This window comes from Paraburkholderia sp. BR14320 (assembly GCF_040948665.1).
Lineage (GTDB): Bacteria > Pseudomonadota > Gammaproteobacteria > Burkholderiales > Burkholderiaceae > Paraburkholderia > Paraburkholderia youngii.
On sequence record NZ_JBFPKG010000001.1, the window covers coordinates 464,199 to 485,079 of the forward strand.

The 20,881-nt window shown below is 65.6% G+C and carries 15 protein-coding genes and 1 pseudogene; 4 read left to right on the top strand and 12 right to left on the bottom strand.

Going from position 1 to position 20,881, the window contains the following annotated elements; all coding sequences use genetic code 11:
* Window positions 1–63: 63 nt before the first annotated feature.
* Complete coding sequence (locus AB3X89_RS02150; protein WP_368581583.1) at window positions 64–1,650, bottom strand: gamma-glutamyltransferase family protein; 1,587 nt, start codon at window positions 1,648–1,650, stop codon at window positions 64–66.
* A gap of 289 nt (window positions 1,651–1,939) precedes the next feature.
* Here AB3X89_RS02150 and AB3X89_RS02155 point away from each other — a divergent pair, with 289 nt between their 5' ends.
* Complete coding sequence (locus AB3X89_RS02155; RefSeq protein WP_368581584.1) at window positions 1,940–2,860, top strand: LysR family transcriptional regulator; 921 nt, start codon at window positions 1,940–1,942, stop codon at window positions 2,858–2,860.
* Here the strand turns inward: AB3X89_RS02155 and AB3X89_RS02160 are convergent.
* The 10 genes from AB3X89_RS02160 to AB3X89_RS02205 all read right to left on the bottom strand — a co-directional run bounded on the left by AB3X89_RS02160 (window position 2,857) and on the right by AB3X89_RS02205 (window position 15,706).
* Complete coding sequence (locus AB3X89_RS02160; protein ID WP_368581585.1) at window positions 2,857–3,558, bottom strand: sterol desaturase family protein; 702 nt, start codon at window positions 3,556–3,558, stop codon at window positions 2,857–2,859. The genes AB3X89_RS02155 and AB3X89_RS02160 overlap by 4 nt on opposite strands.
* 62 nt (window positions 3,559–3,620) lie before the next feature.
* The gene (locus tag AB3X89_RS02165; RefSeq protein WP_368581586.1) at window positions 3,621–4,997 is read right to left on the bottom strand and encodes an MFS transporter; all 1,377 of its coding nucleotides are present in this window, start codon (window positions 4,995–4,997) and stop codon (window positions 3,621–3,623) included.
* Window positions 4,998–5,063: 66 nt separating this feature from the next.
* Entirely contained in the window at window positions 5,064–6,785 is a 1,722-nt protein-coding gene (locus AB3X89_RS02170; RefSeq protein WP_368581587.1) for a GMC family oxidoreductase, read from the bottom strand.
* A 45-nt stretch (window positions 6,786–6,830) separates the two neighbouring features.
* Window positions 6,831–7,637, bottom strand: a complete 807-nt coding sequence (locus tag AB3X89_RS02175) for an enoyl-CoA hydratase/isomerase family protein (RefSeq protein WP_368581588.1) — start codon at window positions 7,635–7,637, stop codon at window positions 6,831–6,833.
* 4 nt (window positions 7,638–7,641) lie between these two features.
* A complete protein-coding gene (locus AB3X89_RS02180; protein ID WP_368581589.1) occupies window positions 7,642–9,216 on the bottom strand; it encodes an AMP-binding protein in 1,575 nt (524 codons plus the stop codon).
* The gene (locus AB3X89_RS02185) at window positions 9,209–9,745 is read right to left on the bottom strand and encodes a (2Fe-2S)-binding protein (protein ID WP_368581590.1); all 537 of its coding nucleotides are present in this window, start codon (window positions 9,743–9,745) and stop codon (window positions 9,209–9,211) included. Before AB3X89_RS02185 ends, AB3X89_RS02180 begins: the two co-directional genes overlap by 8 nt.
* Window positions 9,742–10,563: a xanthine dehydrogenase family protein subunit M gene (locus AB3X89_RS02190; protein ID WP_368581591.1), complete on the bottom strand. Its 822-nt coding sequence runs from the start codon at window positions 10,561–10,563 to the stop codon at window positions 9,742–9,744. Before AB3X89_RS02190 ends, AB3X89_RS02185 begins: the two co-directional genes overlap by 4 nt.
* Window positions 10,560–13,601 carry a molybdopterin cofactor-binding domain-containing protein gene (locus AB3X89_RS02195; protein ID WP_368581592.1) on the bottom strand — a complete coding sequence of 1,014 codons (3,042 nt, stop codon included), beginning with the start codon at window positions 13,599–13,601 and terminating at the stop codon, window positions 10,560–10,562. Before AB3X89_RS02195 ends, AB3X89_RS02190 begins: the two co-directional genes overlap by 4 nt.
* 4 nt (window positions 13,602–13,605) lie before the next feature.
* On the bottom strand, window positions 13,606–14,220 hold the full coding sequence (locus AB3X89_RS02200; protein WP_013093433.1) for a UbiX family flavin prenyltransferase: 615 nt from the start codon (window positions 14,218–14,220) through the stop codon (window positions 13,606–13,608).
* Window positions 14,213–15,706, bottom strand: a complete 1,494-nt coding sequence (locus tag AB3X89_RS02205; protein ID WP_368581593.1) for a UbiD family decarboxylase — start codon at window positions 15,704–15,706, stop codon at window positions 14,213–14,215. Before AB3X89_RS02205 ends, AB3X89_RS02200 begins: the two co-directional genes overlap by 8 nt.
* A 278-nt stretch (window positions 15,707–15,984) precedes the next feature.
* Between AB3X89_RS02205 and AB3X89_RS02210 the strand changes: the two genes are divergently transcribed.
* Together AB3X89_RS02210 and AB3X89_RS02215 are read left to right on the top strand one after the other, a co-directional pair.
* Complete coding sequence (locus tag AB3X89_RS02210; protein ID WP_013093435.1) at window positions 15,985–16,926, top strand: LysR family transcriptional regulator; 942 nt, start codon at window positions 15,985–15,987, stop codon at window positions 16,924–16,926.
* Window positions 16,923–18,357 (top strand): annotated as a pseudogene (locus tag AB3X89_RS02215) (aldehyde dehydrogenase family protein). Before AB3X89_RS02210 ends, AB3X89_RS02215 begins: the two are co-directional and overlap by 4 nt.
* Window positions 18,358–18,474: 117 nt before the next feature.
* Here the strand turns inward: AB3X89_RS02215 and AB3X89_RS02220 are convergent.
* On the bottom strand, window positions 18,475–19,470 hold the full coding sequence (locus AB3X89_RS02220) for a LysR substrate-binding domain-containing protein (protein WP_368581594.1): 996 nt from the start codon (window positions 19,468–19,470) through the stop codon (window positions 18,475–18,477).
* Between the two features lie 186 nt (window positions 19,471–19,656).
* Here AB3X89_RS02220 and AB3X89_RS02225 point away from each other — a divergent pair, with 186 nt between their 5' ends.
* Window positions 19,657–20,823, top strand: coding sequence for a M24 family metallopeptidase (locus AB3X89_RS02225; protein ID WP_368581595.1), 1,167 nt, complete (start codon window positions 19,657–19,659; stop codon window positions 20,821–20,823).
* Window positions 20,824–20,881 lie beyond the last annotated feature (58 nt).

Sequence of the window (20,881 nt, forward strand, 5' to 3'; positions counted from 1 at the left end):
CGTAGGCGAACCTGAACGGCCCGCGTGAACCAGCACGTGGGAAAGAACCCACGCGCCGATCCATCACACGGTGAGCGCGCGGCCATCGCTGCGCGGATCGTGCGCGCCTGACACCGCGCCGTGCGCATCGATGCGTATCACACCAGGGTGACCCGCCAGCGGACTCTGCGTCGGGATCGCGCTCACCTCGTGGCCGCGCGCGGCGAGCGCCGCGAACACGTCGGCGCCTGCATCTTCTTCGAGCTTCAACGCATCGCGCGTGTCGGAGAACGTCTTGCCGAGCAGAAAACGCGGACGGGCGAGTGCGGTGAGCGGGTCCATCCCGTAGTCGATCAGCCGCGTGAGAATGGCGGCGAGCGTTTGCGGCTGACCGTCGGCGCCTTGTGTGCCGAACAGCAGGTACGGTCGGCCGTCTTTCAGGTACATGCCGGGGTTGAGCGTATGAAAAGGTCGCTTGCCCGGCTGCACCGCGTTGTGATGCGCGGGGTGCGTGCTGAACGACGCGCCGCGGTTGTGCCACAGAATGCCGGTATCGCCCGCGACTACGCCGCTGCCCCAGTCGAAGTAGACCGTTTGCAGCACGCTGACGCTGCGGCCCTGGCTATCCGTCGCGCCGATGAACACCGTGTCGCCCGGATGGAACACGTGTGGCCACGCTCGCGCTCGATGTGGGTCGATCGAACGAGCATGGGCGTCGAGCGTCGCGGGCGACAGCATCTGCTCGACGGGCACGGTGTTGAACTCGGGATCCGATACGAAGCGGTCACGGTCGACGAACGCGCACTTCACCGCTTCCACCAGCAGGTGATAGTAATCGGCAGTCCCTTCGCGAATCGCGCCGATGTCGAAGCGATCCAGCGTGCCCATGATTTGCAGCGTCGTCACGCCTTGCGTAGGCGGACGCAGGCTCACCAGTTCGCCGCCGCGATACGCGACCCGCAGCGGTGCTTCGTCGCGCGCGCGCGTTCTGGCGAGATCGCTCGAAGTGAGCGGCGAGCCGGCCTGCTGCAAACCGCGCGCGATGCGCTCCGCCAGTTCGCCTTCATAAAACTCGCGTGCGCCGAAACGGGCAATCCGCTCGATGCTCTTTGCCAACGCCGGTTGTGTGAAACGCTCGTCGACAGCGGGAATCCTGCCGTGCGGAGCGAAGGTTGCCGCAAAGCCCGGCAACGTATTCAGCTCGCCGGCACGCAGGCTTTGCCAGAAATGCTGCGACGGCGTGACGGGAAAGCCGTCGCCGGCATAGTTGAGCGCGCGGTCGAACAGCGACGACCACGACTGTGTGCCGCCCCATGCGCCTTTGCTGATCTCGTATGCGTGCTGCCATGCATCGACGGTCGCTGCGGTGGTGAGCGCGGATGCCGCGCCGCGCAACGGGATCGCGCCGTCGAACGCGGGCAGTTGCGCCGGGGCCTGGCCGATGCCCGACAGCGTGCGCAAGGTTCCCTCGCGGTCGCCGATTACCCAGAACGCGTCGCCGCCGAGTCCTGTGAAATGCGGATACGTCACGCACAGCGCGGCACCGATCGCGATAGCCGCTTCGATCGCATTGCCGCCGGCGCGCAACACGTCGCGTCCGGCCTCGCTCGCCAACGCGTGGGGGCTGGTGACCATGCCGCCGGTCAGGCCGGCGAGTCGCGTGTCGCGCATCGATTGCTGCTCCGTTACAGGAGACGAGCCGTGCGTGAGCTCGTCGGAGTCCGGATTATATGTTCACGGAGCGCATCGAAAAAAATCGATGCCGATCTGCAACGCTCTCGATAGAGAGAAGCACGCAGCACATGTCGTTTCAGTGCGACATGCTGCCGGATCGGGCACGCATAGGGACGCTCGGCTGCGAACAGCGACTCGATACCGTGGGTTAGTCATACGACGCCCACCTCATGAAAGACAGTGCGCGGTACTATCTTCGTCGGCCCGTCACGTATACGCCTGTCCCATGGAACTGAAGCAGATCCAGTACTTCATCGCGCTTTTCGAAGAAGGCACCGTCACGCGCGCCGCCAGGCGGCTCAACATCGCGCAACCGGCGCTCAGCATGCAGATCGCCAAGCTCGAAACGGAGATTCGGCAGAAGCTCTTCGAGCGGGGGCCGCACGGCATGGCGCCGACCGAAGCCGCACGGTTGATGTACCGCCTTTACACGCCGATCATGCGCGACATCGATCACGCACGCGAACACCTGAGCCGTCGCGATGTCATCGTGACGGGCCGCGTGTCGCTGGGAATGGTGTCGTCGGAGGCGCAGAGCGTATTGCCCGAATCGCTCGCCCGATTCGATGCGCTTTTCCCGCAAGTCGAAGTCTCCGTCGCCGATGGCTTCAGCGCGCAGCTGATCGACGCTGTCGAATCGGGCCGGCTCGATGCCGCCATCATCAACAAGCCGCGCGGACGGCTGACGCTCCACGTAGAACCGTTGCTGGTCGAGGAAATGGTGCTGGTGACGAGCGTGGAGCACGGCCCAAAGCTGCCCGACGAGATCGATCTCACGCAGCAGTCGGACATCGAATTCGTGTTGCCCACGCGCCGCAACGGCCTGCGCGGCGCGCTCGATGCCGCGCTGATGGCCGCTGACGTCGTCATCAAGCCGAAGTTCGAGATCGATCTGCTCAGCACCATCGTGCAGTTCGTCGAGCAGAGCGGTGTCGCGACCATCCTGCCGCGCGTCGTCGTGCAGGCGAAAGTGGAGGAAGGGCGCTTGCGCGCACGCACGATAGCGTCGCCGCCGATCGTGCGCCACATCATTCAGGTCACGCATCCGAAGCGGCCGATCGGACCGGCCGCCCAGGCGCTCATCACGATCATCACTGATGAGATAAAGCGCGTGACGACGGGTGTTGTGGGGAAACAGGCGCCTTAGCGGCCGCGTTCCAACGGTTCGCGCGCACGGCTCGGAACGTCGCTGCGCGTGCCGAACAGCGTGTCGCAAATCGGGAACGTGAGGTTGAAGTTCTGTGCCGCCATCACTTCGGGATCATGGTGTGTGGCGTGCAGGCGCCGGACTGTGTTGACGAGTGGAACGCGGTCGAGAAACGGGCTGTCGGTGACGTGTGAAAGCGTATGCAGGCCCTCGTACATCAGAAAGTACGCCGCCATCGTGAGCAGCGCGATGTAGCCTGCATTGCGGGAGAATACGAACCCAATCACGAGCGCGAACGGCACGGCCGCCAGCACGAACGCAACCGGCGCAAAAGGCGGAAACAGCAGCGCGCGCCAGTGACGGTGGCCCTTGTATTCAAGCGTCACATGCGTGAAGAACCGGTGATGGACCGCGCAATGGCGCTTGTAGATCATGCTGAAATACTTCGTCGGACGATGCAGCACGTAGCGGTGCGCCGCCCATTCCGCCCAGTTGCCGAACAGAAAGAGCGGAATGACCGCCAGCCATTCGGCAAGCGTCGGTGCATGAAGCTGCATCAGGCAATACACGATCACGCCGCCGGTGAAGAGCAATGTGAAGCCGAGGTGCATTTCGCCGCGATACCACCATGGCGTGGCATTGACATACTCGTCACGGAACTTGTAGGAACGCGCACGAACGTCTTCTTCATATTTCATCGATGTCTCCGGCTATAGTGAAAGGCGTGCGCCCGTTGGCGTCCGCCGTTACGTCCAATGATTCAGGATCGACTGCGCGCGGAACCGCCTTCGAGCTTGCCGAGCGTCTCGGGCACCACGAACGCGCCCACGAGAAAGATCACGCTGATCGCACCGACGAAGATCGCGAGCGTCGACGGCAACTGGCCCGCGTCCTTCGCGACGAGGGACACGAAGGTCGGCATCATTCCGCCGATCGCGAAGCCGATGTTCCACGACAGACCCGTGCCGGTCGCGCGGATCGCGGTCGGGAAGCGTTCGTTCAGGAAGATCAGCACGGGCGCATAGCCGGCGCTGCCGAGCGCGGAAAGCAGCACCGCGTAGACGCCGACCATCGTGATGCTTTGCGCCGTCGGCAGCAGCAGGAACAGCGCTGGCATCGCGATGAGCCGGATGATGCCGATCCAGATAAACGCGCCCTTGCGTCCGATGAACGTACTGACGTGCCCTGCCGCGACCGAAGCGATCACCACGGCCACGCTGCAGATCATCAGGATCGCGGCGGCGGCGCCGTTCGGCGCATGACTCACGACTTTCAGGAAGGTAGGCAGATAGCCTGACGTGAGGTAGTAGCCGCTGCCGCCGCCGATAGTCAGCAGCAGATTGACGAACAGCACGCCGCGATATTCCCGCGAGAACAGCGTGCGGATCGGCGAGCGCGCCTGATCGGCGTTGACGATCTTCTTCTGTTCAGCGGCTTTCGCAGCCTTTTCCGCGGCGAGCTTCTTCCAGAGCGGCGATTCTTCCAGACCGTTGAACACGAAGAGACCGAGCACCGAACTCAGGATGCCTGTGAAGAACATGCAACGCCAGCCCCAGGCGTCGAACGCATCGCCGGGAAAGACCGCGGACATCGCCAGATACGTGAGCGATGCGAGCAACGCGCCGAGCCCGGCCCCACCCCCACCGATGAGACCGGACACCGCGCCGCGATACTTCGGCGCGACGGATTCGGTGCCGATCGTATGCGTCGACGCCACCACGCCGCCGACGAACACGCCCTGCACGAGACGCAGCAGCAGAAACAGGACCGGAGCCACGAGCCCGACCTGGGCGACCGTCGGCAGCGCGCCGAAGGCCGCCGTCGAAATCCCGACGCCGACGACCGCGACGATCATCGCACCCTTGCGGCCATGACGGTCGGCATAGGAGCCGAACAGCGCGGAACCGAGCGGGCGCATCAGCAGCGTCACCGCGAAGGACGCGTACACCGCCGCGAGCGAGAGCATCGCATGTTCGGACGGAAAGAACAGACGCCCGACAACCGGCGCCACATACAGCAATACGAACAGGTCGAACAGGTCGAGGGCCCAGCCGAAGCATGAAGCCATCACAGCGCCCATCACCTGGCGCTGATTGACCGAAAGCACGGTGGCCCCGTCTTGCGCTGCTACAGACATTTGCATCTCCTTTGTGTCACAGGCGCGCTTTGTTGGATGCGCGCTCTTGTCGAGGTTGAAAAACCGTCAGTGCGCGGAGGCGAACGGCGATGCCACGCTCGCCCGTCGCTGGGCGACCATCGCATCGGCGATCTTCTCGGCGATCATGATGGTCGGTATGTTCGTATTCGCCGATGGCAGCCGCGGCATCAGCGATGCATCCACGACGCGCAGCCCGCGCGTGCCTCGCACGCGGCCTTCGGTATCGGTGACCGCGTCGAGGTCCTGCGCGCCGCCCATGCGGCACGTGCCGCTCGCGTGCCACACGCCGAACACGTTCGCGCGGATGAAATCGGCGAGCGCGCGCTCGTCGTGGATCAGCGAAGGCATCTGCAGGCCGCGCGTGAAGAAGCGTTCGATCAGCAGACGCCGCAGCGGCGCGGGCGTATCGAGCAGCACGCCGAGGATCGAAGTCAGAAGCGCATTGCCTTCGCCGACCTTGCTCAGCGCTTTCACGCGCGGTGAGAACGCGGCCGGGAAGAAGTCACGCGAATCGCGGCCAAGACCGGATGCGTCGACAACGCGCGCCAGCATCCGCACGCCGGCGGCGAGCCGCTGCAAATCGCGTTCGTCGTCGAGCAGATTCAGATCGACGCGCGGCGCAACGGCCGCATCGGGCGATGCCAGTTGCACGCGGCCTCGCGAATACGGCCGATTGCACCAGAGGAAAAAGAGGCCGAGCCGGTTGCCGAGCGCATGCCACGCGGCGCGCGTCGCGCTCGACAGATACAGGTCCGACTCGTCGCAGCCCGCGACGCCCGAACTCATGCGCGCGGCCATCATGCTCGCGCGGCGGCGCGCGAGCGGCATGCGAAAGCGCGGCTCGAGAAAATGACAGAAGGTGAGCGACGGATGATCCTGCAGATTGCGTCCGACGCCTGGCAGGTCGGCCACACACGGAATACCCATCGCCACGAGTTGGCGAGCATCGCCGATACCGGCGCGCATCAGCATCGCGGGCGACTGCAACGCGCCCGCGCTCAGCACCACCTCGCCCGCATCGAAACCCACGCGCTCGCCGTTCGAAGCGATCGCGACGACACCGCGGGCCGTCGCGCCTGCCATCATGATGCGTTCGACGCGCAGATTCGAATAGATGCTGAGGTTCGGACGCTTGCGCGTGGCTTCGTCGAGATAGGCGATCGCTGTCGACACGCGCTTGTCGTCGATGTTCGAGAATGCGCCCGGAAAGAAGCCGTCGCCGAATTCGCCATTCTGGTCCTGAAGTTCCGGCAAGCCGTTCGCGCGCAAACCCTTCGCGAATGCATGGCAGAACGCCGGCCAGTCCTTGGGCATGATCCGGCGGATCGGCACCGGTCCGTCGCTGCCGTGCAATTCGCCGCCGGGAAAGTTCACGTCGCGTTCGAGCTTGCGAAAGTACGGCAGCACGTCGCGCCACGACCAGCCTTCGGCGCCGTTCGCGGCCCATTCGTCGTAGTCGCGCGGCAGGCCTCGATTGGCCGACTGCACGTTGATGCTCGAGCCGCCGCCCATCACGCGGCCCTGCTCGTAGACGCGCGGCGCGGCGTGCGGCGTGGCTTTCGCTTTCAGATCGGGCCAGATGTACGCGTCGCCGCAGAAGACAGGCATCGGATAGCTGTCGAGAATCGCCGTGGGCACCGCGCCCGGCGGCGTATCGGCGCCCGCCTCGATCAGCGCGACGCGCACCGACGGCGCCGCCGACAGCCGATGCGCGAGCACGCATCCGGCCGAGCCGCCGCCTACGATCACGTAGTCGAAGCGATTCATCGCGTTGTCTCCTCTTGTCTCGTCCGCCGCGCGGCGTGTCAGGTATCAGCTGCCGCGAAACACCGGCTTGCGCTTGCCATGGAACGCTTCGACGCCTTCGCGGAAATCGTCCGACGAGCGCAGACGGCTATAGCAATGGCCTTCGAGTTCGATCGCGATCGACAAGGGCGCGTCTTCCGAATCGTTCAAGAGCTTCTTCGCGGTGCGTTGCGCAAGCGGCGAGAATGCGCGCAGTTCGTCGACGAGCGCGTCCGTCGCCGCTTCGAGTTCGGCGTCCGCGACGAATTCGACCGCGATGCCCCACTCGTACGCCTGCTCGCCAGGAATGCGGCGCGAGCGCATCACGATGTCCTTCGTTCGGCCGATGCCGACCATCGACTGCAAACGCGCCGAACCGCCCGAGCCGGGAATCTGGCCGAGCTTCTGCTCCGGCAGCGCATAGAAGGTCGTATCGGTGACGATGCGGAAATCGCACGCCAGCGACAATTCGAAGCCCACGCCGAAGCAGAAGCCGCGATTGGCCGCAATCACCGGCTTCGAGCAGCGCGCGGGCGCCGCGATATTCCACGCGAGCTTCGACACGTGTTCCGGCGATGCTTCCAGAAAGCCCTTGATGTCGCCGCCGCTCGAAAAATGCTCGCCCTTCCCGCGCACGACGATCACGCGCACGCGGTCGTCCTCGTCGAGGGCTTCGAAGACGGCGCGCAACTGATCGCGTGCGTGCATCGAAATGACGTTGAACGGCGGCCGATGCAGGATGATGTCGGCGCGCTCGCGCTGCGCGTCGATTTCGACCGAGAAGCCGTCGAGGTCTTGCAGCAGTGTCTGGCCGCGATGGTTGAGATCACTCATTGTGTTACTCCTTGGTGGTTTCTGTAGGTTGCGCGGCCTGGGCGTTCGAATCGGGCGTGTACTCGCCCGCTTGCAGCTTGCGGCGCAGAATCTTGCCGACCGGCGACTTCGGAATGTCGTCGACGAACACGTAATCGCGCGGACGCTTGAAGTTGACGAGGTCCGACTGACGGCACCATGCATCGAGCGAGTCGGCATCGACGTACTCGCGGCGCTTGATGAATGCGACCACACGTTGCCCCCAGCGCTCGTCCTTGACGCCCGCGACCGCGACTTCATCGACGGCGGGATGCAGCGACAGCACCGATTCGATGTCCACCGGTGAGATGTTTTCTCCGCCGCTGATGATCATGTCGTCGACGCGGCCCGTCACGTACAGATCGCCGTCGCGGTCGAGATAGCCCGTGTCCCCGGTGAAGTACCAGCCCTCGCGCAGGCACTTCGCATTCGCGTCCGGACGATTCCAGTAGCCTTCGAAGGCTTCGTCGCCGAGCAGGTCCACGATGATCTGTCCTTCTTCGCCGGCTTCGGCGATCTCGTTGGGCGAGAGGGCATCGAGCTTCACGACGCGCAGCCGCGTATTGATGCCCGCGCGGCCCGCGCTGCCGGGCTTCTTTGTCGCGTCCTGATCGATGCTGAACGTGTAGACCTCGGACGAGCCGTAGTGATTGACGAACAGCTCCGGCTCGAACGCGGCCGAGAGGCGCTTGAGCAGGCCGTCGTTCATCGGTGCGCCGGCGAAGCCGAGCTTTCTGACCGACGACGTGTCCGTGCTCGCGAACGCGCTGTCGGCGAGCAGATCGTGATAGAGCGTCGGCACGAGATAGAGGCAGGTGAGCGCGTGCTTCGAAATGCAATCGAGCGCGAGCTTCGCGTTCCAGCGCCGCACGCAGACGAACAGGCCATCGACGAGCGCCATCGCGAGCAGCGAGCGCACGCCCATCGTGTGATAGAGCGGCATCACGCCGAGCGTGCGTTCGCCGCGCCTGTAGAGGTTCTGCGCGACGTGCGCGAGCGCGCCCGCGCGTTCATGCCGATGCCGGCGCGGCACGCCCTTGCCTTTGCCCGTCGTGCCGGACGTATAGAGGATCAGCGAGATGTCGTCGGCGGTGGCGCGCGTCGTGTCGGTCGCCTCTGCACTGCGCGTTCGTTCGACGATGAGCGCATCGAAGGTGGTGGTGCGGCCGGGCGCATCGTCGAGTCCGACGCGCGGCACTTTTTGCGCGGCGGCGCTCTGCGCGACGGAATCCGCGCTGACGGGCTCGTAGACGATCGCCTTCACCCCCGCGTCGGTCACGCAGTAGTCGACTTCTTCCGGCTTCGCCCGCCAGTTGAGCGGCACGATCACGATGCCCGCGAACTGTCCGGCCCAATGCAGCGTCGCCATTTCCCAGCGGTTTTGCAGTACGACGAGCAGCCGGTCGCCGTGTTCCAGGCCCAGTTCGCGCAGGCCATCGGCGACATTGAGGATCATGCGATGCCACTGCGCGTAGGTCAGTTGCACATCGCCGTCGACGAGCGCGAGCGCGTTCGGACTGCGCTCGACGCTTTGCAGGAAAGTACGTCCGAGATCAAGCATGTTCGGCCTCCTTCGCGCTTGCCTCGGCCCGGCGGCGCGCTGCTACGTCCAGCACGGCGGCCACGATGGGCGTGTAGCCCGTACAGCGGCAGATATGACCCGAGAGCATCTCGCGCACCTGCTCTTCGGAAGGATCGGGCACGCGCCGCAGATAATCCGCGCACGACATGAGAATGCCCGCCGTGCAAAAGCCGCATTGCAGCGCGTGATGCCGCTGGAACGCCTGCTGCAGGTCGCCAAGCGTCTGATCGGGCGCAAGGCCTTCGACGGTATCGATATGCCGCCCATCGGCCTGCACCGCGAGCATCAGGCACGAGCGCGCCGCGACGCCATCGACCTGCACGGTACATGCGCCGCACACGCCGTGTTCGCAGCCGACGTGCGTGCCCGTCGCGCCGAGTTCGTGCCGGATGAAGTCCGACAGCAGTTCGCGCGGCTCGCAATAGCCGCTTCGTTCGCGGCCGTTCAGCGTCAGCGCGATGCGCCGCGCTTCGCCGTGCCGCATGATGGTGTCCGGTATCCTGCTCACTTTGCCTCCTCGATCACGCGCCATCCGAGTTGCCGGACCAGATTCCGGCGATATGCCGCGCTGATCTGCGCATCGTCCTGCGCGTTCAGTTTCCAGCTCAAATCGTTCAGTGCGCCGCGCAGGTCGTCGCCCCGCAGACGCGGCCATTGCTCCGTCACCGGCCGGTCGGCGACGCCGCCGACAGCAATGCGGATCGACTCGTCGGTGACCACGGCCGCGCACGCGACGATCGCGAAGTCGCCGTGCCGCGCGGAAAATTCGGCGAATGCGTAGCGCTCGCCTTCCTTGCGCAGCGGGAAGCGCACGGCTTCGACGAGTTCGTCGGGCTCGCGCGCGGTCATCAGCATTCCCTGAAAGAAGTCCTGCGCCGCGAGCGTGCGGCGCCTCTTTCGCGAGCGCAGCATCACGTCGCCGCCGAGCGCCGCAAGCACAAGCGGCAACTCCGCGCTCGGGTCCGCATGCGCGATTGATCCGCACACGGTGCCGCGATTGCGAATCTGAAAGTGCGAGATGTGCGGGAAGGCCATCGCGAGCAGCGGCGCTTCGTCGGTGAGCGTGCTGCGCCATTCGACGCTGCCTTGCGTCGCCGCGGCGTTCACCACGAGATGCCCCGCCTGCTTGTCCACGCGCACGGCATCGAGTTCGGCGGTGCGCGAGATATCGACGAGCACCTTCGGCTGCGCGAGCCGCATATTGAGCACGGCCATCAGCGACTGGCCGCCCGCCAGCACGCGGGCGTCTTCGCCGTATTGCGTGAGCGCGTCGAGCGCGTCTTGCGCGGTCATCGCGCGCAGGTAATCGAACGGTGCGGGCTTCATGCGTGTCTCCTGAAACGTGCAAGGAGTCTTGCGATCCACGATCCGTGCGCTTGCACGGGCTTGCCCGCCGCCTGCCGTCCGAGCGATTCGAACAACTGCTTGAGCACGACCTTCGCCGCGCCTTCGAGCATCCGGCCGCCGACCGCCGCAACCTTGCCTGACACCTGTGCTTCGTAGTCGTACGTGAGCCGCGTGCCGCTGCCTTGCGGCGTCAGTTCGACGAGACCGCTGCCGCGCGCGCTGCCGAGCGGCGAGATTCCCGCGCCGGCGAGTCGCAGGCGGCGCGGCGCATCGATCTCCGACAAGCCGATACGCGCCTCGAAACGCGCCTTGATCATGCCGACGCCGACGGTCACGTCAGCGCGATACTGGTTCGGCGCCGTCTCTTCGAGCGCGTGACAGCCGGGAATGACGTTAGCGAGTGCCTTCGGATCGAGCAGCACGGCGAACACGGCTTCGGGTGTCGCGGGCAGGTCGACCGCGCCCTGCGCCGTCAGTGCGCGACCGCCGCCTGGCGTCGCCGGCTTCGCGGCGGGCGCTTCGCGATATTCCGGCCGCGACGGTTCGGGATCGTCCATGCCGATCATCGCCATCACTCTGGGCGGCGTGAGCGGCAGGCGAATGTCTTCGACGCCAAGCGCGTCCGCCACCGCATTCGCGATGCACGGCGGCGTGCTCATGTTGTTGCCTTCGCCGAGACCCTTCGCGCCCAGCGGCGTGAAAGGCGAAGGCGTCTCCAGATGCACGATCAGCGGATCGGGCACTTCGCAGGTGGTCGGCATCAGATAGTCGGCGAGCGTGCCGGACTGGAAGCTGCCGTCCGCGCCGTAGCGGAACTCTTCCATCAGCGCCGCGCCGAGGCCTTGCGCGAACGCGCCGCGAATCTGGCCATCGGCGAGTGCGGGATTGAGGAGGGTGCCGGCGTCGTGCACGGTCACATACCGGTCGATGCGCACGCGTCCCGTCGCGCGATCCACTTCGACCCCGCACATGTCGAACGCGAAGCCGTATGCCGCCGAGGTATTGATGCGGTCCTGTTCGTCGGGCGCATCCATGTGCGGCGGGGACCAGAACACGGTTTCGCGCAGGCCCGGCTCTTCGCCTTCGGGCAGGAGCGCGGGCGCCCAGTGCGGCGCATTGCTCGCGGCACGCGAGAACGGCAGCGCGCGGTCTTCGGCGTCGTGCGGAAAGACGCGCGCGCGTTCGAAGCGCACGTCGCCGGGCGCGCAGTTGAACTGCTTCGCGAGCACGCGCGCGAGCTTGTCGCGCACGCGCGTCGCGGCGAGATGCACCGTGCCCGCCACCGCGCCCGCGAAGCGGCTCGAATAATTGCCTGCCGCGACGGACCATGCGTCCTTGTGCGTATCGAATTCGACGTTGACGACGATGTCCTTCGGATCGAGCCCGAGCACATCGGCGACGACTTGCGCGCACACGGTCATGTGGCCCTGGCCCGCGGGCGTCGATGCGATCGTGACGACCACGCCGCCGAGCAGATCGACGCTGACGGTCGCGCTCGCGATCGCGCCGTTCTTCGGCCCGGCTTTCCTGCGTGCGTCGGCGGGCATCACGGTCGTGATGTAGCCCATGTTCGATACCGACGGCTCGACGATCGCCGCGAAGCCGATGCCATACAGCCGCCCTTCGTTGCGCGCGGCGTCGCGGCGCGCAACGAGTTCCCGGTAGCCGCCTTCGTCGAGTGAACGGCGCAGCGCTTCCTGGTAGTTGCCCGAATCGAGCAGGGCGCCCGCCGCTGCGCGATACGGGAACGCATCGGCGGGAACGAAGTTGCGGCGATACACGTCGAGCACATCGAGCTTCAGTTCGATCGCGATGCGCTGGATCAGCCGCTCCAGCGCGAAGTACACCTGCGGGCCGCCGAAGCCGCGCACGAGCCCCGTCGGCGTCTTGTTCGTCAGCACGACGCGATTGCGCACGAGCAGATTCGGGATCGCGTACGCGCCCGTCAGGCAGCCGTGCATCCGATAGAACGTCGCCGGCTCGGGCGCGCGCACGTAGCCGCCGACGTCTTCCAACTGATCGTAAGACAGCGCGACGATCCGGCCATCGGCTTCGACCGCCGCTTCTATGGTTGAAACACGCGCCGTCGCCGATGTCGCCGCGCTCAGGTGTTCGAGCCGATCCTCGACCCACTTCACCGGCGCGCCGGCCTTGCGCGACGCGAGGCACATCAGCACGACATACGGAAACACCGCCTGCTTCACGCCGAAGCTGCCGCCGGAATCGCGCGGGGCCTTATGACGCAGCCGATTGGCAGGCACGTTCAACGCCATCGCCATGACGGCGTGCAGCGAGAACGGCCCCATGAAATTGGACGTGACGTCGTAGCCTTCTTCGCCCGAAAGATACTCGGCGATGACCACGCCGCACTCGATCGGCGCGCAGGTGTTGCGCGGATAATGCGCGACCAGCTTCACGCGATGCGGCGCGCGCTCGAAGGCCGCTTCGGGCTCGCCGTAGCGGAAATGCCGGTCGCTGATGACGTTGCTGCCGACGCGTTCGTGCAGCACCGGCGCGTCGTCCTTCGCGGCCTGTTCGATCGACGTCACGGGATCGAGCATCGCGTAGTCGACCTTGATGAGATCGAGCGCGTCTTCCGCGAGCGCACGCGATTCGGCCATCACGACCGCGACCGGCTCGCCGACGTAGCGCACACGGTCCAGCGCGAGCGCCCACTGTTCCATCGGCGATTTCACGCCGACGACGAACGGTCGCGACCACGGACGCAAATCGTCGCGCGTGAGCACGGCACGCACGCCCGCGAGTTTCGACGCGGCTTGCGTATCGATCGACAGGATGTCCGCGTGCGCGTGCGGCGAACGCAGAATCGCGGCGTGCAGCGTGCCCGGCTTGACGGCGATGTCGTCGCCATAGCGGCCACGGCCCGTCAGGATCGCCGGGTCTTCGAGGCGCTCTATCGAGCGCCCGATGTGACGCTGCGGTGCGCTCGCTTCGCGCGCCTCGTTGCCGGCGACGCGCGCGTCCATGTCGGCGAATGCGGTTTCGCGCTGATTCATGACCTTACTCCTCACGTGCGGCGCGGCCGCCGAATTCATCGGCTAGACCGCTCCAGCGGCGCGCAATCTCGTCGTGCTCGATCTCGAACAGATCGAGAATGCGCCCGACAGTGTGGTCGACCACGTCGTCGATAGTCTGCGGATGCGCGTAGAACGCGGGCACCGGCGGCATCACGATCGCGCCCATTTGCGTGGCGAGCGTCATGTTGCGCAGATGCGCGAGATTGAGCGGGGTTTCGCGCGCGACCAGCACGAGGCGGCGGCGCTCCTTGAGCATCACATCGGCGGCGCGCGTCAGCAGGTTGTCCGCGAAGCCGTTCGCGACGCCCGCGAGCGTTTTCATCGAGCATGGCGCGATCACCATGCCTTCGGTCAGAAACGATCCGCTTGCCACGGCCGCGCCGATATCACGCACGTTGTGCACGACATCGGCAGCGGCTTCGAGGTCACCGCGCGCGAGGCCGAGTTCCTGGGCGGCCGTCACCGCGCCCGACGACGACACGATCAGATGCGTCTCGTGCGTGCCGAGCCGGCGCAAGGCGGCGAGCAAACGCACGCCGATCACCGCGCCGCTTGCGCCCGAAATGCCGACGACGATGCGTTTCTTTCGTTCAGCCATGATCGCGTGACAGATAGGCGTCGAACGCGCTGTTGTCGGCGGCGACGAGTGCTTGCAGGTCGACCGTGTCCTGCCCCGGTATGCGCACGCGGGTGAACACATGCGCGGGGTAGACGACGGGGCGCGTCGCATCGAGACCCATCTTCGCGCTGACGCCTTGCAGATGCGACGGCGCATCGTCGGGCTGACCGACCGTCGTCGACGGATCGAGCGGCGAGCCTTGCGCGCCTGCTATCACGACGAGATCGCGGTCGGCCTGGAAGCGCGTCGCGATGGCCCATTCGATTTCGGCGGGATCGTGCACGTTCACATCGGTATCGACGACGACGACCTGCTTGATGTCGTAATGCGCGCCGAACGCGCACAGAATGACGTTCTTCGCTTCGCCTTCGCGCTTCTTGTCGAATTGCACCCACAGGTGATAGCGGCACACGCCGCCCACCGACAGATGCACGTCTTTCACGGCGGGATGACTGCGCTGAAGATGCGCGAGCAACGTGGCTTCACGCGGAATCGCGCCGAGCAGCAGATGCTCCATTTCGGCGGGCACGATCGTATGAAAGATCGGATCGCGCCGATGCGTGACGGCCGTCACTTCGATGACTTCGCGTGCTTCCTTCGCGCTGTAGTACTTGGGAAATTCGCCGAACGGACCTTCCGGCTCGCGCACGTTCGGCAGAATGCGCCCTTCGATGACGATCTCCGCGAACGCCGGCACGTGCACGCCGTTCGTCACGCACCGCGCGACAGGCAGCGGCGCACCGTGCAGCGCGCCTGCGATTTCGAGTTCGTCGTGATCGATCGGCGTGATCGCTTGCGACGCGAGCATCGTCAGGGGATCGACGCCGATCGCGATGGCGACGTCGAGCGCGTCGCCCGCGGCTTCCGCGTCGCGCTGGAACGCGTAGAGATGACGCGGCAGCAGCAGGATCGCCATGCGATCGGGGCCGTGCACCTGAATGCGGTTGATCGAGACGTTCTGCACGCCGGTGCGCGGATTGCGCGCGATCACGAGACCGGCGGTGATGTACGGGCCGTTGTCGTGTTCGCTGTGCGTGGGAATGGGCAGCAGGGCGTGGAGATCGATGCCGCTCGTATGCACCACCTGCTGACAGGGCGCGTCTTCACGTTGAATCAGTTTCGATGCGAGCGGCGCCGCGGCCGCAGCGGAAAAACGCGCGAGCAACGCCGATTCATCGACGCCCATCGCTTCGGCGATCCACGCGCGCTTCGACATGAAGCCGCTCACGACGGGAATCCCATGTCCGTGCGGCTGCGTGAAAAACGCAGCTTGTTCGCCGTCGAGGCGCTTTGCAATGGCGGCGAGTTCGTGCTCGAGCGCGACGGGCTTGTCGATCGTCGCGACCCGGCCGGTTTTCGCGAGATGCGCGAGCCAGTCGCGCAGCGACAGCGAGCCGGTGTCGGCGTGATCTCGTGCCCAGGTGAATGAGGGATTGCCGTGCGTTGCGGCATCGCGTGTGTTCATCAGCGTCTCCATCTGTGCGCGCTACCGTAGCAAGCGCATGGGATGAAGCGTAGCGAGATCGCGCCATAACATCTAATACTGTTTACTGATGCGACGAATCATTCGTCGTTATATCGGTGTTAGCCCGGATGACAGCGGTCTTACGGTTACGTATCAATAGACCGCTCACACACGCCCGTACTGCAGGGCGCACTACCAAAAGGGGCCCTGCACCGTCGACGAACGCAGGGTGATAATGTCACCGCGCCCCATTAGCATCGCTGATGCCGTGAGGGAACATGGACCTCAAGCAAATCCAGTACTTCATCGCACTATTCGAGGACGGCTCGGTCACCCGTGCCGCGAAGCGGCTAAACATCGTGCAACCGGCCCTGAGCATGCAGATCGCCAAGCTCGAGGACGAACTGCATCAACAGCTGTTCGAGCGCGGCGCGCACGGCATGGCGCCGACCGCCGCGGGACGGCTGATGTACCGCCTGTTTTTACCGATCGTGCGTGACCTTGCCCACGCACGGCAGCAACTCGTGCAGCGCGATGAAGTGGTGACGGGGCATGTCGGCATCGGGCTGATCGCATCGGTGACGGAAAGCGTGCTCGCGGATTCGCTGTCGCGCTTTCACGCGCGTTACCCCGATGTCGAAGTCACCGTCGCCGATGGCTACAGCGCGACCTTCATCGACTGGGTGGCGGGCGGGCAGCTCGATGCCGCCCTCATCAACAAGCCGCGCGCGCGCTTGTCGCTCGACTCGCGCCCGCTGCTCGACGAAGAGATGGTGCTAGCCACCAGCGCCGCGCATGGCCCCGACTTGCCGCATGCGATCGAACTCGCGCAATTGCCCGAACTGGAACTCGTGCTGCCCACCAAACGTCACGGCCTGCGCGGCGTGCTCGACAGCGCCGCGCAACACGAGGACGTGCTGCTCGCGCCGCGCTTCGAGATCGACGTGCTTTCGACGATTCTGAAGCTCGTCGAGCACACGCGCTTTGCGACGATTTTGCCGCGCATCGTCGTCGAGCGCGCCGCGCGGCACGGCACGTTGCGCGCGTACCCGATTCTGGCGCCTCGCATCGTGCGGCACATCGTCTGCGTGAATCATCCGCGCCGCCCGTTGAGCGCGGCGGCCGAAGCACTGATCGAGATCATCGGCGACGAGTTGCACCGCGCGTCGAGCCTGTCGGGCGACGAGCCCTCACACACCATCAAGGAACGATCTTCATGAACGCACGACACTGGATTGCCGGCGAATGGACCGGAACGCCCAACATCGACAGCATGGATCCCGCGACGGGCGAGGCCATCGGCCGGTTCGCCGACGGCGGATCGAGCGAAGCCGATGCCGCCATCGCCGCCGCTCGCCACGCGTTCGATCGCACGACATGGGCGCAGGACGCGCGCTTGCGCCAGGACGTGCTGCTCGGCTGGGCTTCGGCGCTCGAAGCCGAACGCGACATGCTCGCGACGCTGCTCACGCGCGAAAACGGCAAGGCGATCGCGCAATCGCGCGGCGAGATTGCCGGCGCGATATCGGAGGTGCGCTATTACGCGGGGCTCGCGCGCCATATTGCCGGGCACGTGCTCGAACCGGAACCGGGCACGATATCGACGATGCTGCGCGAAGCGGCCGGCGTCGCGGCGATCATCGTGCCTTGGAATGCGCCCGCCGTGCTGCTCGTGCGCTCGCTCGCGCCCGCTCTCGCGGCCGGCTGCACGGCGATCGTCAAACCGGCGGCGCAAACGTCGCTGCTCACGGCCGCGATGCTGCGCTGCTTCGAACACACGGCGTTGCCTGAAGGCGCGGTGAACCTCGTCAACGAACGGGGATATGCGGCCAGCCAGCGGCTCGTCGATTCGCACGGCGTCGACGTGGTGAGCTTCACGGGATCGACGGCGACGGGCAAGAAGATCATGGCGGCCGCTGCCGACAGCATGAAGAAGCTGTCGCTCGAACTTGGCGGCAAGTCATGCTGCGTCGTCTTCGACGATGCCGATATCGCGGCGATCGCGCCGCGTCTCGCGCGCGCCGCGACGATCATCTCCGGGCAGCAATGTACGGCGGCGCGCCGGGTGCTGGTCCATGCGTCGCGCGCTGCGCAAATGCGCGAGCACCTCGCGTCGGCGCTTGCGTCGCTGCGGGTCGGACCGGGCATCGATCCGGCGACGGATATCGGCGCGCTCATCGACGGCACCACGCGCGATGCGGTGGCACGGACGATCGAGCGCGCGTGCGGCCGAGCGTGTGCTGCTGCGAGGCACTTGCTCGGGGTACGCGTTTCTGTCGCCGACGCTCGTCGAGCATGACGATCCGAAGGCGTTCTTTTGTCAGGACGAGATCTTTGGCCCGTTCGTCACGCTGGAGGTCTTTGAGAACGAAATGGAAGCGATCGAGAAAGCCAACGACACGGTCTTCGGTCTCTCGGCGAGCGTATGGACGCACGACGGAGCGCGCGCATTGCGCGTCGCGCGTGCGCTGCGCAACGGCACGGTGTGGATCAACGACCACAACAAGCTTTTCGCCGAAGCCGAAACGGGCGGGTATCGCCAAAGCGGACTGGGTCGGCTGCACGGCTACGATGCGCTGGCGGACTTCACCGAGTTGAAGCACATCTGCATGCCGGCCGGCGTGGCGGAAGGCATCGCGCCGTTGCGGTGAAGGGCAGGGACAGGCGCCGTAAGGCGAGCGGTCCATCGCTCAACTGCTGGCTCAGGAAATCGACCGCCACGCGCACCTTCGCGGTGGACGGCCTGCGCTGAGTCCCGTCGAGGTAAGTCAGTCGTTGTCGGCGTCGGGGGCTCCGGTATCGAATCCGGCGGCCTCGCGCAGCGCTTGCAGCATCGCCCGCGCACCCGGTGAGAGCCGGTCCCCGCGCCGTGTGACGATGCCCGCCGGCCCGAGCTTCAGATCGAGCTCGAACGGCAACGGTTCGAGCGCGCCGGCAATGCAATACGGCCGCACCGGCTCGCGCGCAAGCGGCGCGATCATATCGCTGATCTGCAGCAGACTCGTAATGACAGGCAGCGATGAGCTCTCCACCACATCCGTCGGCAACGCGAGCTGCCGTTCGAGAAAAAGTTGCGTGAACTGATTGCGCATCACGTTGCCCTTCGGCGGCAGGATCCACGTTTGCGGCGCCAGTTCGTTCCAACTGAGAGCCTTACGCCTGGCGAGCGGATGGCCAACGCGCGCGAACAGCGCATGCTGAGCTTCTGCGAGCGGGGCGTAGTGCAGTTCCGCCAGATCGTCCGGATTGCGGACTCGCGCGACGATCATATCCAGCTTGCCTTCCTGCAAACGCTGCACAAGCACCTCGCTGAACTCCATCTCGATGTTGACGCGAATCTGCGGAAAGCGCTTCTTGAGTAGCGCCACGGCCTGCGGCACGACGTTGGTGGCCGCCGTGACCTCGGTGCCGATCATCGCCTGCCCGGTCAGGCCGGCTTTGAGCGCGGACACTTCGTCGTACGCGTGCTGCAGCTCCGCCAGCACGCTGCGCGCATGGCGGATCAGCACCTCGCCGTACCAGGTGGGCTCGACACCGCGCGGATGGCGTTCGAACAATGGCACACCCATCGTCTCTTCCAGTTCCCGCAGCAACTTGGTCGCCCCGGGTTGGGTCATGTGCGCGGCGTCCGCCGCGCGCAATACCGAGCGATGGGTGTCGAGCTGAACGATCAGGGCCAATTGGCGCGTCTTCAGGCGCGTGGGGTCGAAGCGGCCCGGCGCGAGGGCCCCCGCGCCGTCGTCCGGATGAAGTGCCGAGCTCACGATGTCGCCTCCACGTATTCCGTATTGATATAGATCTTGCGTTATTTTTCATTATAAAAGCATATCTAACAATCCTACTATGCAGCAGTCGCCCTGCATTTCAAGGCGGGCGGTTTCCCATCATGGGCATCGAGACCGGCTGCATCCAGCATTCGCGCATGCAGCCGCACAGGAGGCGAAGAGTTAATGAACATCCGTACTGCAGACATCCCGCCGGAAGGCATCACCTCCGACGAATTCCTCGGCCGCGTCGCCAAGGTCCGCAGCGCGCTCGACAAGGCGGGCCTGGTCGGCCTGCTTGCATTCGGCGATTGCTGGCGTGGCGCGAACATCGGCTACTTCACCGAGTTCCGCCCGCTCGACGGCGTGTCGGACATTGCCAATGCGATCCTGCTGCTGCCGGTGGGCGGCGACCCCGTGCTGTTCGTGTCGGATCAATGCTTCGATTACGCGACGAGCGTGACCGCCTTCGAGGTCCGCAGCCTGCGTGAAGTCACGCAACAGGTGCAGGCCTTTTCTGCGCGGCACCGCAGCGGCACGGTCGGCCTCGCTGGCGCCGCCTATATCCCCGCGGACCTGTTGCAGCGCCTGAACGCCGGTCTCGGCGAACTGAAGCTCGAACCGACGATGGTGCTGGCCGAAATCAAGGCGATCAAGAGCGAGCCCGAGGTCGCGCTGATGCGCAAAGCCGCGGCCTTGACCGATTCGGCGATGGCCGCGATTCGCGACGCGCTCGCCGACGGCCGTCCCTACACCGAGCGCGAACTCGCTTTAATCGCCGACCGCGCGATGCTCGCGGGAGGCGCGGACCGGACCGCGTTCGATTCGATGGTGCAATCCGGTCCGCGCTCGGCGTATAACCTGGCGCGCCCCACCGACCGCATCCTGCAACCGGGCGACCTCATCATGACCGACATCGGTGCGCGTTATCGTGGGTATGTGGCCGACGGCGGACGCGGTTTTACCTACGGTCCGGCGAATCCACAGAAGATGGCGATCGTCGCGGCAGCGGCGCGCGCGGTCGAAGCGGGGCTGGCCGCCGCGCGTCCCGGCATGGCGGCCATGGAGTTGAACGCGGTGATCCAGCAGGCGCTGGTGAAGTCGAACTACGAGCAATACTCGAGCGAAGCGCGCGGCCATGGCACCGGTCACGGCACCGGCATGGACCCGGAAGAAGAAGCGCCGTGGATCGGGCCGGGCAACAGGACCGTGCTGCAGGAAAACATGGTCTTTACGCTGAAGGCGACGATCACGGTGCCGAACGTCGGCGGCCTGCGCACGGAACGTATCGTGCGGTTGACCTCGGGCGGCGTCGAAACGCTCGACCATTTCCCGATGGAACTGCACTGGTGAGCACAGTGAACTGATCGTAACGTGCGGGCGGCCCCGCGCCGCCGACACGCAGCAGTTC